This is a genomic window from Pseudarthrobacter polychromogenes (genome assembly GCF_014644495.1).
GTDB lineage: Bacteria > Actinomycetota > Actinomycetes > Actinomycetales > Micrococcaceae > Arthrobacter > Arthrobacter polychromogenes.
On sequence record NZ_BMKU01000012.1, the window covers coordinates 1 to 14030 of the forward strand.

Genomic DNA, 14030 nt, shown 5'->3' on the forward strand with positions numbered 1-14030 from the left:
TAGCATTAGGTATCGAACATATATTCGACAAAGGGCGTGTCATGAGCATCTCGATGGGTCAATCTGTGCTAGGCGAAGTGCCCCCTACCAGCTCACGAGGAGGGAAAAGCGCGGGCATCAAAAACGCGCATTACCGGCATAAGCCGGCCTTGATGCGGCACATGCCGCAGATCGCCCACGTAGACGTGAACTGCTTCTACGCCTCTGCCGAGCGGGCGTTTAACCCTTCCTTGGAAGGCAAGCCCGTCATCGTGCTGTCCAACAACGACGGCTGCGCTGTCACCCGCTCCCCCGAGGCAAAAGCCCTGGGCATCGGCATGGGCGATCCCTGGTTCAAGCTCGCCCCGCGGGCGAAGGAATGGGGCCTGATCGCACTTTCCAGCAACTACGAATTGTATGGCGATATTAGCTCCCGGGTGATGGAGTTGCTGGGCCGCTACTCGGCCTGGCTGGAGGTCTACAGCATCGACGAGGCCTTCCTCGGCGTCAAAGGCTCCCCTGCAGAGCTTTTAGCAATGGGCCGGTCGATGAAAGCGGCCGTCCGCCGGAACGTCGGCGTGCCGGTCTGCGTCGGGATCGCGCCGACGAAGACGCTGGCAAAGCTGGCCAATAAGTGGGCGAAGAACAACAAGGCCTTTGCCGGGGTGTGCCACTGGGACTCCGTCCCCGCAGCGGAGCGGGAGGCACTGCTGGGCCGGCTGTCGGTAGAGGAGGTGTGGGGCATCGCCGGGCGGCTGACCAGACGGCTGAACGTGATGGGCATCTTCACCATCGCTGACTTGGTCCGGGCCGATCCGGTCGCGATTCGGGACAAGTTCAATGTCGTGATGATGCGTACGGTCCTGGAGCTGCAGGGAACCCCCTGTATCCCTATGGAAGAGGAACGGATCGGGCGGGACCAGCTGATCTTTTCCCGCTCGTTCGCCAAACCCATCACCACCGCCGCGGGGATCCGGCAGGTCATGAGCGTGTACGGGCAGCAGGCCTCGGCGCGGCTGGCCAAACACGGGCTGCAGGCCAAGGTCCTGACCGCGTTCGCCGGAACCTCGCACTTCAACCCCAAAGACACCTCTTACCCGTCGGTGTGCGTGCCGTTGCCGATGCCGACCGCTGACCCGGTGATCCTGACCAAGGCCGGGCACGCCCTGCTGCCCAGGATTGTCGAAGGCGTCCGGTACGCCAGGGCCGGGATCATGGTCACCGACCTGCGCCCCAGCGGAAACCAGGCACCGCTGTCACTGTTCGAGAACCCCCACGAGGAACGGCACATCGGAACCCTGCTGGAGGACGTCACCCGCCGGTACGGCCGCGGGTCCATCGGCCTGGGCCACGGCGGGATCCGCGGCGGGCCGGACTGGACCATGAAACGAGACATGCTCTCTCCCAGATACACCACCCATTGGGACGAACTCCCCCTCGTCAAAGCCGCCTGACCAGCCCTCTGCACCACTTAGGAAGACACCAAACTCATGACCATCACCCCGGAAGCCCCTACCCTCAATGCCCCGGTGGACGTCCGTTTCACCAAGGCCGGCACTCCCCTGGCCGTCCGCTACGACGGCCGCATTTGGGCTGTCACCGAAGAACCTGTCCACTGGTTCACCAGGGACTCATGGTGGGAGACCCGCCGCAGCGTCCCCGTAGGCGTCGGGAACGTCGTCGATATCGAACACTGGCGCGTCCAGGTTCGCCTCGGCGGCTCGGACACGCAGCTGCGGACCTTTGAACTGCGCCGCGAACCCCTCGCGGAGCAGTGGGTGCTGGAGGCCATCACTGACATCTGAGCCAGCTCCTGCGTAGCGTAGGGTCATGGGAATCACGGCCGGGTTGCCGGCGGGGCTTGCACCGCCGGTAAAAGTCGCTCTGGCTCGCGCCGTGGACAAGATGCCTCGTGGTGGCGCATCGCACGGGGACCTGCTGTTTGAACCCAAGTGGGACGGGTACAGGTGTGTTGCGGTTCGTGATGACCGAGGGGCCACGCTGTGGTCCCGGCAAGGGAAGGAACTGTCGAAGTACTTCCCTGAACTTTGCGCCGCGATCGTTACGGCCGTACCCCAAGGATGCGTGATCGACGGCGAAGCCGTGATCTGGAACCAGGGCCGGCTGAACTTCACCGCCCTGCAGCAACGCCTGAATGCCGGAGCAAAGACCCTGCCCGGCTTGGTAGCAGCGGCGCCTGCCAATTACGTGGCGTTCGACGTTCTGGCCGTTGCCGGGCACGATGCCCGGGCCCTGCCTTTGAGCCAGCGGCGGGCGCTCCTGGAAGAACTCGCCAACGGCTGGAATCCCCCACTGTCCCTCTCGCCCACCACCACGGACCTGGACGTGGCGACACAGTGGTTCGAAGACCTGCCACCAACGGGGATCGAAGGGCTGGTCATCAAGGATCTGAATCAGCCCTACACGCCAGGGGCCCGTACCTGGCTGAAGCTTAAACACAGAGAAACCGTAGACATCATCTGCGGGGCAGTGATCGGCCCCATTAGCCAACCCGGAGAAGTCGTTGCCGGCCTCATCCTGAATGGGAAGCTGCGGATCGTGGGACGGTCCACGCCCCTAAAGGCGAGGGACAGCCGGGAACTCGCACGGTGGCTGCACCCGCCTGTGGGTGAACATCCCTGGCCAACCAGCGTGAAAGGTACCGCTTTGGACAGGTTCAACCGGGATAAGGAAGCCGTGACACTGACGCTCGTTGAACCCATGGTTGTGGAGGTCTCCGCCGACATTGCATGGTCAGGAAGATCCTTCCGGCACCCCTTGCGGCTTCTCCGCGCCAGGCCGGAGCTGTCCCCTGCCGATGTCACCCTGCCTGACGCGCTTCACCCGGGTTAGCGATCCGTGCGGATCACTAGAAGGTTTTGGCCCTCTTCCAGAAGCGCGTAGAGGTTTTCTCGTGCTTCTTCATACGTATCGTCTTCGGCCTCAATGTGGTTGTAGCTGCCGTCCAGGTTGCTAATAGTGCCGGTGAGTATCACCGCATGAGTCTATTTGGCTTCAGGTTCGGCGGCCTCGACAAGCTCTGGCCCGACTTCGAGTGGGGCATTGAAGAAGTCTGGGATCACCGCCTCGATCTTGCTCTCAAGAGTCCTCAGTGCCGTCTCGGGCCAACCGTAGTAACTAGTCACGTAGGTCATAGCGTTGTAGAAGGCCGCCAGCGCTGCACGAACGTCCTTTTCAACTGACTCGATAGTCACGCTAACGTTCGCGACGTGGTCGCCTTTCTTTTCGTCCTTAGTCCAGACGCGCATCTCTCTCACCGTGTAGAGCGTCGGGTGGGTGAGGTTCGACAGCAGCCCATATAGACCCGAGGCGATAGTCGCATCGATATTGCCACCGAAACGCGCGGTGAGTTCGTACATCCACTTGACCGAGGCTTCAAGGCCCGGCAGCGCCTGACCGTGAAGCCTGTACTTGCCCAGCTCCTCAGGAGTCGAGTCAGGGAAGCGGGCGGCAATGTCCGCCTTGACCTTTTTGTAGGCGTTCGCCGTGCGCGTGTAAGTGGGGTCGCTCTTACCGCTTAGACGGCCTGAGTTCATCTTGGCTTCCTCGGCGCTCTTCAACTCCTCGAGGTAGGCACGAGCAAGACGCTCTTCCGGAGCCTCCGTGGGATCGTCGCCCGTCACCCACACCGCGTGTGCGCAATTCTCGATTACGGCGCGCAGAAGCAATGGTGGAGTGGCAACCACCTCTGCCGCCCTCAGTAGAGCAGCCCAACTACCCAAATGCGCCGCGCTGTTGAAGAGAAAAATCTGGATGGCCTCAGTGATGAGGCGGTGGCCAGTTTCGGCAGTCGGCTTATCGATTGCCGGATCAGGCGATGGCAGGGACGTCGCCGCTTGAGCAGCCCCCGATCCTGCTGCCGGTTCCCACCCAAACTCGCTGGCGGTTTCGTGGAAGGCATCGCGGCAAGCCGATAGCGTCTGGGCCAACTCCTCAAGGCGGTCGGTGTACGTGGACGGAGTGGTCTGCCAGTAGGTCATCGTCAAGCCTTTCGGGCGAATCGGCGGAGGTTTAAAGATAGCGGCATCGTTCGTACCAGGCTGTAAATCATGACGCCGTGGCTATGGCAGCATTGAGCGCTTGCGACCGCTGATGAGCAGTCCAGTCAAAGGATCCTTTATCTAGACAGGGGAACCGACCTGTCAGCCGTGTGGATGTTGGCGTTAGGTGGCGGCTTTTTATGTTCGCTCTCTGTCGCTAGTTGCCGATGACGAGGATGCTTGCTGCTGCTTCTACGACGTCAGCAAGGCTGCGCCTGACCCTGCTAAGCGCGGACTCCGAGGGCGCCATGTATGCAGTGCTCAGTATTCGCTCATCCAGCCAAATGATCGGCGCTGAAGGACTCGCAAGCTTGGCCTCGCACCTGGAACAGGCCCTACGCGCAGCTGCAGGCCACAATGACCCTGACACCGCTCTCCCGCAGCTCGCCACAACCCACCTGCAACGACTCAACCAATGTGCCGAGCAAACCAGGCAGCAGTTACAAAAGCACCTACCCTGAAACCCTCAACTACCCACTAATGGCGTCGCAGCCCCACGCACACGGCCCTCCTAGGAAGGTTCAGGGGGTCCGGAACTCTGCGACGGCACGCCCTGCACTCAAACAGTCGGCCGCGAAGCGGACGCCCGAATGGCTGCGAGCTCGCGGGACGGTGTGTAGGCCTCGTGGGCGGGGTCGTCTGGGGCGTCGGAGGCCGGCGTTGTAAGGGTTCAGATGCGGGTCGGCGCGGCTGTCTTGCGGTATAACGGCACCTCCGGGCTTTTCGCACCGGTTGGGTAAGGGTGTTCCTGTATCCCGCGAGGGAACAGCAGATGCCGGCCGGGGGTATGGAGTCGGGGCGCCGTCGTTGCTAGCATGTCAGATCTCTTGAGTGGGAGAAATCCATTCTGGAATGGAAAAGGTCCGACCTGGCGTGCGCCGGGCCGGACCTTTTCAGTGAGACGCGCTAACAGTCCAGACCGACTATCCGACCTTGCCGGAGAGTGCGACCAGTACACCTGCCGTAGCGAAGTATTTGTTGCTTCCCAGATCGCGGATGGTTTTGATTCCCATACCGGCAAGCAGTTCAGCCTGCTTTTCGGTCAGGCCGGCAAGAGCCGAGGGCGGGGCCGACAGGACCTCGTCCAGAGTCGAGTTCTCGTAGGCCTTATCCAAGGCCTTGCCCAATTCAATCGAAACAGCCACTTTCATGTCCTTTCATCGATGACGGAAAACAGGCACAGCCAGCCTGCGGCTGCACGAACGCCGGGATTTATCCCTTGCGCCGCTGAGAGACAGGCTATCGCAGCGTCGGTCTGTGGAACGTAAACATACTGAAGCCACTGGGTGGCGGTTCAGCCCTGACAGCGGATTTTTGGTGGGGTTTGGGTCCGCCGACTTGATTAGGGCTTGCGGTGTTGCTGTAGGGAATCCCGGATTTCCGTGAGCAGGGCAATCTGGGGGTCTTCGGCCGCTTCTTCCTTGACGTCCGGGTTGATGCCGAGGCGCCGGTTGCGGCGCTCGATCATGTGGTTCATGGGCACGACGATGACGAAGTAAATGGCTGCCGCCACGAGCACGAAGTTAACAATTGCCGTGAGCAGGACACCGAATTTGATGTCGTTTCCGTTGAGGGTCACGACGGCGAAGCTATCGAAGTTCGGAGATCCGACCAAGGCCGCGATGAACGGCATGAGAACGCTTTGGACTAGGGCCGTGACTACGGCACCGAAGGCGGCACCAATCACGACGGCGACGGCAAGGTCTACGACGTTGCCCTTCATGATGAAATTCTTGAATCCGGTCAACATAGCGATCAAGCTACCCCACGCGGATGCCGTATCGGATACTTTTGGGGAAAGTTTCGAGAGGAGTTACCCAATGCCTGCCGGCGCCCGTGGCATGAGGTCGGATTCACCTCTGCGGGGACCTTGGGTTCCTGCAGCGAGGATGTTCACCTGTTCCGAACTTTTACGCGCGATGCCCTGGGCCATTCTGCACACCGTGCTCTTCGATGAGCCGGGCCAGGATCCTGCGTGCGGTATGACGCTGCTTCCGCGGCCGCCGTCGTATCCTCGATCAGCATCGCGTAGATCGCGCCCTTGAACGGCTCCAGCCTCCAGGACAGACCTTGTCTCTGTTTACGTTCCGGAGGGGCAGCTGAATCCAATGCCGGCCTCACCGTTCGCCTGTGAACCCCGTACCGGACCGCCAACCCACGGACTGACAGGCCCTCAACCCGGGCGATTCGGATCCGCGCGAACAACTCCACTCTCGACTCCATCCAGATTGAGACGTTCGTACTCAGCATCAACAGACCGCATGAAGCCAAGCGCGTTGCCAGTGTCTTGAAAAGCAATCCACTATCAAGACCGGACGACATGGTCGTCAACTAAATTCGATGTGGAGTTGGTCGCTCTGGGGCGCTTTTTGGTCGCTCCGTGTCCCAAGACTGCGCGTAGGCAAACGACTTAGCGATGTGGCGGGTCTGCAGAAGCAGGAGTGGGAGCGCTCGTGCCGCGACAACGCTGGCGCTATGGAGTCCTTGCCAGTTGCCGCCCCTGGGAATGGCTTAGGCCCTTGTTGGGTGAACGTGTGGCAGGACATGCACGTTGTCCTGCCTCGCTATTTGGTGTGAGTAACGCTTCGAGGAACCTACAAGAGTTCAGCAGCCTCTTCTTCGGTCAACTCAATTTCCTGGCCGTTGTCGCCCACCCAGCGGTACGCCTGTTGCCCGGCTGTCACGTTGGTTCGCTTAATGAGTGTGTACGTCGAGCCGTCTTGAATCTTTATCTCCATGGATCGAGGCTACTGCAACCCCCTATGCTGAATGATCCTCAAGCGAAAAGGCATCGGATTGGTTATCTCTGAAGGGTCGAGCACTGAACCGTCCCGGGAATCATGCCGCCTGTTTGTTGGCGGCGTCGTCGGGTAACGGGCCGGTTTGTAGATCATAATATGTCTGCTCATATTCCTCTGGCGTCTGGTGATCCAGGGCGGAATGCAGGCGTAACGGATCTTCGGGACGTGCACGCCTCTTGCCAACCAGTCCGCGCCGAGCGCTACGCTAATCCAAAGGGGGGAAATGACGACGAAACCTAAGGACCGTAGCGGGGCGTGGGCCGACTTCGGCACCGGCGTCCTCGCTTGGATCAGCGGCGCAGCGGTGCTCGGCTTTGGCGCATGGTTGCTCTTCGGCCAGCCCGACCTGACTGGGGCGTCTAACGGAGATCGACAGACCCGCACCTCTCAGCGTCCCGTTCAGTATGTTGATGAGGACAAAGAGCCCACCGACCAGGAGATCGAAGAGGCGGTACAAGAGTCGCGGGAGAAAGTCTTCGGCAAGGGGTGGTCATGTTTCTACGACCCGACCATGAACGAGAATTGGCACGACGACGTGCGCTGCACTAACGGAGCAAAATCATATCGCCCCGTCCTTCTCGCCGACCGGGGGTTTGTGACCGAAGAAGACATGCGCGCGGCCGGTCAAGACTATGAGAACCACCTAAACTCCGGCGTCAAGCCCTAAGAGGTTCCGCCGGTAGGTGAGGGCGTGCTGGATTTAACGGCGCAGGCACAAGCCTTGATAAACACGTGTTTGTCTAGAACCAGTGTTGCCTCGGGAAGCTTGTGCCTGTCGTCCTATCACCCGTCATGAATCCCCTCTGGGCCCAATTCGAGGCCCTGATTCCGCCCGTGATCGACACCCATCCTTTGGGGTGCCACCGGCCCCGGGTGTCGGACCGGGTCGTGTTCGACAAGCTTGTCCAGGTCCTCGTGCTCGGGGCATGTACGAGAAGATCGCCGATACGTCCTCCCAAACGAACGCTGTGTAAGGACGGGGGCTAAATCCGCACCGCGGTCAGTTGCCCCTGAAGATCAGCTGTTCTACCTGCTCGGGTTCAATGATGAGGTCTTGTGCCCATTCGGTCATACAAGCCGTGTACTTGCGGTAGCTGCCGGCGCTGTGCCAGGTAAGCCACAGTTCCTTCTCTCGAGATTCCCTTTTTATGCTCGGAACACCTTCCAACCCACTCCACGCACGAAGGCTAGGATCGGGACATAGCGGGCTTCCCACCGCTCATAGTTGGGGGAAAAATGGTCTTTTTGGCAATCGCCGCGTGGGTCTTGACGGGCCTGATTGCACTCCTCGGGATCAGTACCGGGCAAACCATCTGGTTCTACATGGAGCCGGTAGTCGATTCCGTACCTGATCCGGCGAGTTACCTTGTTGCCGTCAGTGCCGGTTTCTTGGCACTGGTCCTGAGTTTGGCTGTCAGTGTGGGTGTCACTGTTCATGCAACTCGCTGCGGTGTCGGCCGTCAGCACACAAGCTGACAGGAGTCAGCTCCTCCTTCGAGGAACCGCCGCCCATTATGACTAGGCAAATGAGGCGAACAGATGCACGCCGCACCCTGTGTCTTGAAAAACAAAAGCTTTTCAAGACACTGATCGGGGCGTTGGGAGGAGCCAGCTGCGGACTGAGAAAACCGGCTAGCCGATGTCCCGGAAACCCGTCTCACCGTAAATCGTCTCAGCATAGCCTCGTGACGGACTTTTTGAGTCAGAATGGCCTGATGAGGCAATTGGGCTACACGCGGGTGAGTACTTCGAACCAGGATGCCCAGCTGCAGCTCGACGCTCTGCTCTCCGTCGGCGTGCAAAAGCGCGACGTCTTTGCCGACGTAACCTCGGGAAGTAAGACGGCGATCGAACGGCCCGGGATGAAGAGGCTCCTCGAGTACGCCCAGGAGGGCGACACCGTCGTTGTGTGGCGGGTCGATCGGCTGGGCCGGTCATTGATCGACGTGCTGAATACCGTGAACCTGCTGCGCGAACGCGGCGTCCAGGTCCGTTCCATCTCAGACGGTATCGACCCGGCGACCTCGACGGGTCGGTTGATGCTGAACATGCTCGCCACCTTGGCCGAATATGAGCGCGAGCTGATCGTCGAGCGGGTCAATGCCGGCATCGCCGCCGCCAGACAGAACGGAACACGCTTTGGCCGCCCGCCGACGGATCCGGTTGTCATTGCGGACAAGCTGGCGATCGCGCAGGACGCCCGGGCGAAGGGACGCACCGCGGAAGACGCCGCCCGTCTCGTTGGATGGAGCCGGGCCACTCTCTACCGCCACCAGCAAGCCCTCGCCGCCCGCGAGAGCACCAGAAAGTAGGTAATCCTGAACGGCGATGAGCGCTGGAAAGTCCTTCGACTCTACGTCGAGGACCAGATCCCGCTTGCCGCCCTCGCCCGCGAAACCGGAATCAGCACCCGCACTCTTCAGCGCTGGCTCCGGCTCTACCGAACTGGTGGCGGGAGTGCTCTTGACCTGCATCCGCGCGCCGATGCCGGCATACGTCGCACAGAGCCAGGAATGGTTAGGTTTATCGAGGGACTCGCGCTGACCAGACCGCGCCCGAGTATCGCAACGTTGCACCGACTTACGGCGGCCGAAGCGTGCAGACGAGGCGCCCAGGCGCCGAGTTACTCCGTCGTCCGCAAGATCGTCCAGGCACTGGACCCCGCCCTGGTGACCCTGGCTCTCGAAGGTCCCGCATCCTACCGGGACCGGCATGAACTTGTCCTTCGCCGCCGCGCCGACCGCCCAAACCAAATCTGGCAAGCGGACCACACCCAACTCGACATCCTCATCAACGGCGCCAACGGCAAACCCGACCGGCCCTGGCTGACGACAGTGATGGACGATTACTCCCGGGCGCTCTGCGGCTACACCGTCTTTACCGGTGCGCCCTCCGCGCTCAACACAGCCCTCGCCCTCCGGCAGGCCATCTGGCGCAAGAGTGATCCCAGCTGGGCAATGTGCGGACTGCCCGACATCCTGCACGTGGACCACGGCTCTGACTTCACGAGCCGCCGTCTTGAACACACTGCCATCGAGCTTCACATCCGCATCATCCACTCGACCATCGCCCGGCCGCAGGGCCGGGGAAAAATCGAGCGGTTCTTCGGGACCATCAACACCGAAGTTCTTCCCACCCTCCCCGGACATCTGGGGCCGGGGAACAGAAAACCTCAGCCCGCACTCGATCTGCCCGGACTGGATCGCGCCATCGGAGGCTTCGTCGCCGTCTACAACGACCGGCCCCACAGTGAGATCGGTATCTCACCACGGGATGCTTGGGTCGCTGACGGCTGGCTTCCCCGGATGCCCGAAAGTCTGGAGGACCTCGACGGACTCCTCCTGACAGTTCCAAAGAACCGAACTGTGCAACGCGACGGCATCCACTTTCAAGGCCAGCGCTACCTCTCACCCACGCTGGCGCCCTTCGTGGGGCAAACCGTCACCATCCGCTACGACCCCAGGGACATCTCCGAGATCCGCGTCTACGACCACGAGACCTTCGTTTGCGTCGCAGTCGATGAAGACCACCCCAACCTTCGTCTGAGTCTGCGGGACATCGAGGCTGCACGCAGAGCGCGCCGGAAAGAACTGCGCCGCACCATCAACGACCGCATTCCAACAATCACCAGCCGTGAAGAACCGCACGCCAGTGAACCAGTACGGCGCCGGCGCCGACTTCGCACCTACGAAGAGGACGAATGATGAACACCACCTTCATCGTCACCAAAGAACACCGACGCTTCACCGAGTTCGCCAATGCAGTCCGAAAAGAACGAACAATAGGGATCTGCCACGGAGATGCCGGAGTGGGTAAAACACTCTCCGCGCGTCGCTACGCCAACTGGGATGACCTGGAGCCTTACATCACCGAATGGGGACCACGCGGCGACCAGGACGAAAAGCACTACACCCTCGCCAACCGCTCCCGCACTGTTTTCTACACCCCAGACGTACTCTGCCGTCCTAAAAACCTCATGGATGACATACACCGATACCAGGTAAGAATCGGCTCGTGCATCGACGAACACCTGCACAAACTCGATGCCGCACCACGCTCAATGAACAGAGTCACCGAGCTAGTTGAGCTGCTCATCATCGACGAAGCCGAACGCCTCAACGCGACAGCCCTTGAGCTCCTCCGTGACAACCACGACCGAACCCACCTGCCGATGATCCTCATCGGTATGCCTGGCATAGACCAACGATTCCGGCACTATCCCCAGCTTTACAGCCGTCTTGGCTTCTCCCACCGATACCGCGCCCTTGGCAGAGACGAGCTCCTCTTTGTTCTGGACCGACATTGGAAACGGCTCGGCCGGACCCTCGACCCGGATGACTTCACCGATGCCCAGGCAATTGCCGCAGTAGAGCGCATAACCCGAGGCAACTTTCGTCTCCTCGAACGGCTATTCCCCCAGATCACCCGCGTCCTCAAGATCAACCAGCTCGAAACCATCACCGACGACGTCGTGGAAGCAGCAGCAAGCATCCTCGTTATCGGGAACTAGCGACACAGAGCAAAACAGAACGAAGCCACCTATCGGACAAGTCCACGTTGAGATCAGCCTTCAGGGCAGTCTCACGAACGACCGTTTTTGAAATGCCATCCTCCTGACCTTTCCAGCTGACAGCACGCGCCCATATTGCTGGCAAATGTCAATCAATCAGGAGCACGCGTCGGGCTGCGTCATGCCCTAGCCTGACAAACCGCCAGTTCCCCAGCGAGGGGGCGAAGGCCATAGTTGAAGGTACAGAGCGCTGCGATTTGAATCGGAGGCTGCCATGATCCAGGCCCTGCTGTGCAAGCTGAACATCCGGCACGATTGGCACATCGAACATGCCGAAGACGGCGGCGTGTATAAACGCTGTCGCCGATGTGGCAAGGATGACGATAGCGGCGGCGGAGGAACAGGAGGCAACTACAGTGCCTGGATAGGGCCGACGGCAGGAGGGTGAGTCCAGCCGCCCCCGCAAGTACATGAATGCCCCGGGCGGTTGAAGGTGACGGCGTGAAGTACTTCTACATCCAGGACGTGGCCGTGCTTCCTGACTACCAGGGCCAAGAAGGGGGTAAAGCGATCCTTGTACGGACACTGCGGCAACACGCCTGCCCTCCGGGTGCACCCTCGGTTAAGTCGTTCGCGAACTGGTTACGAGCGCGCCGGTAGCAGTGCTTGGCCCTACTGATTCCCCTTCTATTGCGGTGGTGTGAAGGCCATCATTGGAGTCATCGAGCGCTGCGGTTCAGATCGGAGTTGGCCATGATCCAGGCCCTGCTGTGCAAATTTGGTATCCACCACCATTGGCACATTGAACATACTGAAGATGGAGGCCTGTATAAGCGTTGCCTGCGCTGCGGTAAGGGTGAGAGTGGTCGTGGCGCCACTAACGGCTGGGCGCTGAAGAAATGGTGGACGTGATCAATCCTCTTCAACTGAGGCGGACTTCCATCGATGAAGACCTCCGAGGGGCATCCGAAATGGTCCGCAACTACATCACCTTGCGAGGCGAACGCCTCGACGTCACGCAGGCTGAAGTCGATATGGGAGCACCATTCGGTGGTGCCGTCTCAACCATGTCCGACGTCAACACCTTTTTCGGGGCCCTCTTCCGCGGAGACCTGGTGTCCGACGCATCCGTAAACGAGATGAAGAAAATTGGCAGCAGCTTCCCCGATTACGGTCTCGGGATTCGCAGAGATGAGCGTAGTTAGCGGGCTCATTCTCGCCTTGGCTGTATTCGCAGTGCGCTGGCTGTATCGCACGCGGAGGCGCGCCCCTATTGCCCTGGCGGCCGGAACGCTGTTTGGGCTGCTGGGTTCTGCAGTCACGCACGGCTGAGGACTGCGTTTACGGCGGTGCCGCCGTTGCCTTGACGCCACGGGAGGGGTTGAGGAACATGGGCGGTATCGGCGCAGCCTGCCCGTCCGTGCTCCCTGCGCCTCCCGACCCACAAGGGACGTGCTGACATGTCGGAGCCCACGAGACCCCATTCACGGAAATTCCTCCCGCCGCTCCTGCGCTTCCTGGTTCCGGCTGCCATCATGGCTATAGTGCTGACCGGATGCACCGCGGCCCCGGAGGCGCCTGTGCAGACCACCCAGTCCGCCGAGAAGTACAGGGCCGGCCTTGAGGATTTCAGCAGGCGGATGCTGGACCTCGGGGCTCCGGCCGTCCTGATCGAGACGCGGATCAACGGCGACGTCTGGTCACATGCCGGTGGGGTCCGCAGTCTGGGCAGCCCGGCGCCGGCTGAAGCCTCGAATTCCACGCACATCGCCAGCGTCACCAAGTCCATGGTGGCCGTCTCGGTCCTCAAACTGGTGGAGGAAGGCCACGTTCAGCTGCAGGATCCGGTAACGAAGCACCTCCCCGAATTCGACAGCCTGGTGAATCCCCGGGGCGCCGTCACGGTGGCTCATCTCCTCCGGCACGAAAGTGGAATCCCCAGCTACGAGGAGGAACTGTTCAGCTCCCGGCCCATCCGCCAGGCGTTGACGCAGAAGTTGTCGCTGGGTGAGAGCCTGGCCTTGTCAAAAGCAATGCCATGGGTGCGGACGCCCGGCAGCGGCGCGGACTACTCAAACTCGAACTACCTCGTGCTCGGCCTCATGCTGGAGCGCCTTCACGGCCGGCCAGTGGCCGAGATCCTGCGAAACGATGTCTTTGAACCACTGGGAATGAAGGACACGCATCTGACAGGCACCGGTCCGCCTCCGTCGACCATGATCCACGGCCAAGTCGAGGTTGACGGCGAACGGCTGGACTCAGCCTATTTAGGTGCAATCGTAGGCAACCCCGCGGGCGGCGTAGTCTCGACTGTCGGCGACCTGAACACGTTCTACGCCTCGCTCATGGAGGGCCGGCTCCTGAAACCGGCCACCATCCAGCAGATGCAGCTGGCTCCTTTCGGCTTCTACGGAATGGGCCTGCTGCGATGGAAGGACGTCTGCGGTGGCTTTTACTACGGGCACGACGGCGACTGGGCCGGGTACCGGACCACGGTGATCACCAGCGCGGACGGCAAGCGCCAGGTGGCCATTGCCATCACGTACCCGCCGGAATCGTGGGACCCCTCGGCATACAATCCCGATAATCCTCTCGGACCGGACGCGCTGTACAGGGCCGCGCGGACGGCACTCGACCTCAGCTGCTAATGCGGTGACGCAGGCATTAGCTATGGGCTGA

14 protein-coding genes and 2 pseudogenes are annotated in these 14030 nt (G+C 61.0%); 10 read left to right on the forward strand and 6 right to left on the reverse strand.

Annotated elements, in window-relative coordinates:
• Positions 1-152 precede the first annotated feature (152 nt).
• From IEX43_RS16380 to IEX43_RS16390, 3 genes are read left to right on the forward strand one after another with little or no spacing between them, the layout of a single operon-like run.
• The gene (locus IEX43_RS16380) at positions 153-1433 is read left to right on the forward strand and encodes a Y-family DNA polymerase (protein WP_188812699.1); all 1281 of its coding nucleotides are present in this window, start codon (positions 153-155) and stop codon (positions 1431-1433) included.
• A gap of 36 nt (positions 1434-1469) precedes the next feature.
• On the forward strand, positions 1470-1784 hold the full coding sequence (locus IEX43_RS16385; RefSeq protein WP_188812701.1) for a hypothetical protein: 315 nt from the start codon (positions 1470-1472) through the stop codon (positions 1782-1784).
• Positions 1785-1809: 25 nt separating this feature from the next.
• Positions 1810-2832 carry an ATP-dependent DNA ligase gene (locus tag IEX43_RS16390; RefSeq protein ID WP_188812703.1) on the forward strand — a complete coding sequence of 341 codons (1023 nt, stop codon included), beginning with the start codon at positions 1810-1812 and terminating at the stop codon, positions 2830-2832.
• On the opposite strand, the gene IEX43_RS16395 is transcribed toward IEX43_RS16390, so the two are convergent.
• The 6 genes and pseudogenes from IEX43_RS16395 to IEX43_RS16415 all read right to left on the reverse strand — a co-directional run bounded on the left by IEX43_RS16395 (position 2829) and on the right by IEX43_RS16415 (position 6778).
• Complete coding sequence (locus IEX43_RS16395) at positions 2829-2975, reverse strand: hypothetical protein (RefSeq protein ID WP_188812869.1); 147 nt, start codon at positions 2973-2975, stop codon at positions 2829-2831. The two genes, IEX43_RS16390 and IEX43_RS16395, sit on opposite strands and share 4 nt — an antisense overlap.
• A 9-nt stretch (positions 2976-2984) precedes the next feature.
• Positions 2985-3980 (reverse strand): hypothetical protein, encoded by a 996-nt coding sequence (locus IEX43_RS16400; protein WP_188812705.1) that lies wholly within the window; start codon positions 3978-3980, stop codon positions 2985-2987.
• A gap of 983 nt (positions 3981-4963) precedes the next feature.
• Positions 4964-5185, reverse strand: coding sequence for a hypothetical protein (locus IEX43_RS16405; RefSeq protein WP_188812707.1), 222 nt, complete (start codon positions 5183-5185; stop codon positions 4964-4966).
• Between the two features lie 197 nt (positions 5186-5382).
• Positions 5383-5790 (reverse strand): large conductance mechanosensitive channel protein MscL, encoded by a 408-nt coding sequence (gene mscL, locus IEX43_RS16410; RefSeq protein ID WP_188812709.1) that lies wholly within the window; start codon positions 5788-5790, stop codon positions 5383-5385.
• A gap of 190 nt (positions 5791-5980) precedes the next feature.
• Positions 5981-6263 (reverse strand): annotated as a pseudogene (locus tag IEX43_RS20340) (IS21 family transposase); the annotation flags it as partial.
• A 371-nt stretch (positions 6264-6634) separates the two neighbouring features.
• Complete coding sequence (locus tag IEX43_RS16415) at positions 6635-6778, reverse strand: hypothetical protein (protein WP_188812711.1); 144 nt, start codon at positions 6776-6778, stop codon at positions 6635-6637.
• A 286-nt stretch (positions 6779-7064) separates the two neighbouring features.
• Between IEX43_RS16415 and IEX43_RS16420 the strand changes: the two genes are divergently transcribed.
• From IEX43_RS16420 to IEX43_RS16445, 7 genes and pseudogenes are all read left to right on the forward strand, one after another.
• A complete protein-coding gene (locus IEX43_RS16420) occupies positions 7065-7508 on the forward strand; it encodes a hypothetical protein (protein WP_188812713.1) in 444 nt (147 codons plus the stop codon).
• 125 nt (positions 7509-7633) lie between these two features.
• Positions 7634-7794 (forward strand): annotated as a pseudogene (locus IEX43_RS20345) (IS5/IS1182 family transposase); the annotation flags it as partial.
• A 762-nt stretch (positions 7795-8556) separates the two neighbouring features.
• Positions 8557-9153 carry a recombinase family protein gene (locus tag IEX43_RS16425; RefSeq protein ID WP_188812715.1) on the forward strand — a complete coding sequence of 199 codons (597 nt, stop codon included), beginning with the start codon at positions 8557-8559 and terminating at the stop codon, positions 9151-9153.
• 6 nt (positions 9154-9159) lie between these two features.
• Positions 9160-10545 carry a Mu transposase C-terminal domain-containing protein gene (locus IEX43_RS16430; RefSeq protein WP_188812848.1) on the forward strand — a complete coding sequence of 462 codons (1386 nt, stop codon included), beginning with the start codon at positions 9160-9162 and terminating at the stop codon, positions 10543-10545.
• The gene (locus IEX43_RS16435) at positions 10545-11351 is read left to right on the forward strand and encodes an AAA family ATPase (protein ID WP_188812850.1); all 807 of its coding nucleotides are present in this window, start codon (positions 10545-10547) and stop codon (positions 11349-11351) included. The genes IEX43_RS16430 and IEX43_RS16435 overlap by 1 nt, the downstream gene beginning before the upstream one ends.
• Positions 11352-12322: 971 nt before the next feature.
• On the forward strand, positions 12323-12556 hold the full coding sequence (locus IEX43_RS16440) for a hypothetical protein (protein ID WP_156380227.1): 234 nt from the start codon (positions 12323-12325) through the stop codon (positions 12554-12556).
• 375 nt (positions 12557-12931) lie between these two features.
• On the forward strand, positions 12932-13999 hold the full coding sequence (locus tag IEX43_RS16445; RefSeq protein ID WP_229666507.1) for a serine hydrolase domain-containing protein: 1068 nt from the start codon (positions 12932-12934) through the stop codon (positions 13997-13999).
• Positions 14000-14030 lie beyond the last annotated feature (31 nt).

Coding starts and splice junctions, on each gene's coding strand:
- IEX43_RS16380 (WP_188812699.1), top strand. CDS start 153: ATGCGGCACATGCCGCAGATCGCCCACGTAGACGTGAACTGCTTCTAC.
- IEX43_RS16385 (WP_188812701.1), top strand. CDS start 1,470: ATGACCATCACCCCGGAAGCCCCTACCCTCAATGCCCCGGTGGACGTC.
- IEX43_RS16390 (WP_188812703.1), top strand. CDS start 1,810: ATGGGAATCACGGCCGGGTTGCCGGCGGGGCTTGCACCGCCGGTAAAA.
- IEX43_RS16400 (WP_188812705.1), bottom strand. CDS start 3,980: ATGACCTACTGGCAGACCACTCCGTCCACGTACACCGACCGCCTTGAG.
- mscL (WP_188812709.1), bottom strand. CDS start 5,790: ATGTTGACCGGATTCAAGAATTTCATCATGAAGGGCAACGTCGTAGAC.
- IEX43_RS16415 (WP_188812711.1), bottom strand. CDS start 6,778: ATGGAGATAAAGATTCAAGACGGCTCGACGTACACACTCATTAAGCGA.
- IEX43_RS16420 (WP_188812713.1), top strand. CDS start 7,065: ATGACGACGAAACCTAAGGACCGTAGCGGGGCGTGGGCCGACTTCGGC.
- IEX43_RS16425 (WP_188812715.1), top strand. CDS start 8,557: ATGAGGCAATTGGGCTACACGCGGGTGAGTACTTCGAACCAGGATGCC.
- IEX43_RS16435 (WP_188812850.1), top strand. CDS start 10,545: ATGAACACCACCTTCATCGTCACCAAAGAACACCGACGCTTCACCGAG.
- IEX43_RS16440 (WP_156380227.1), top strand. CDS start 12,323: ATGGTCCGCAACTACATCACCTTGCGAGGCGAACGCCTCGACGTCACG.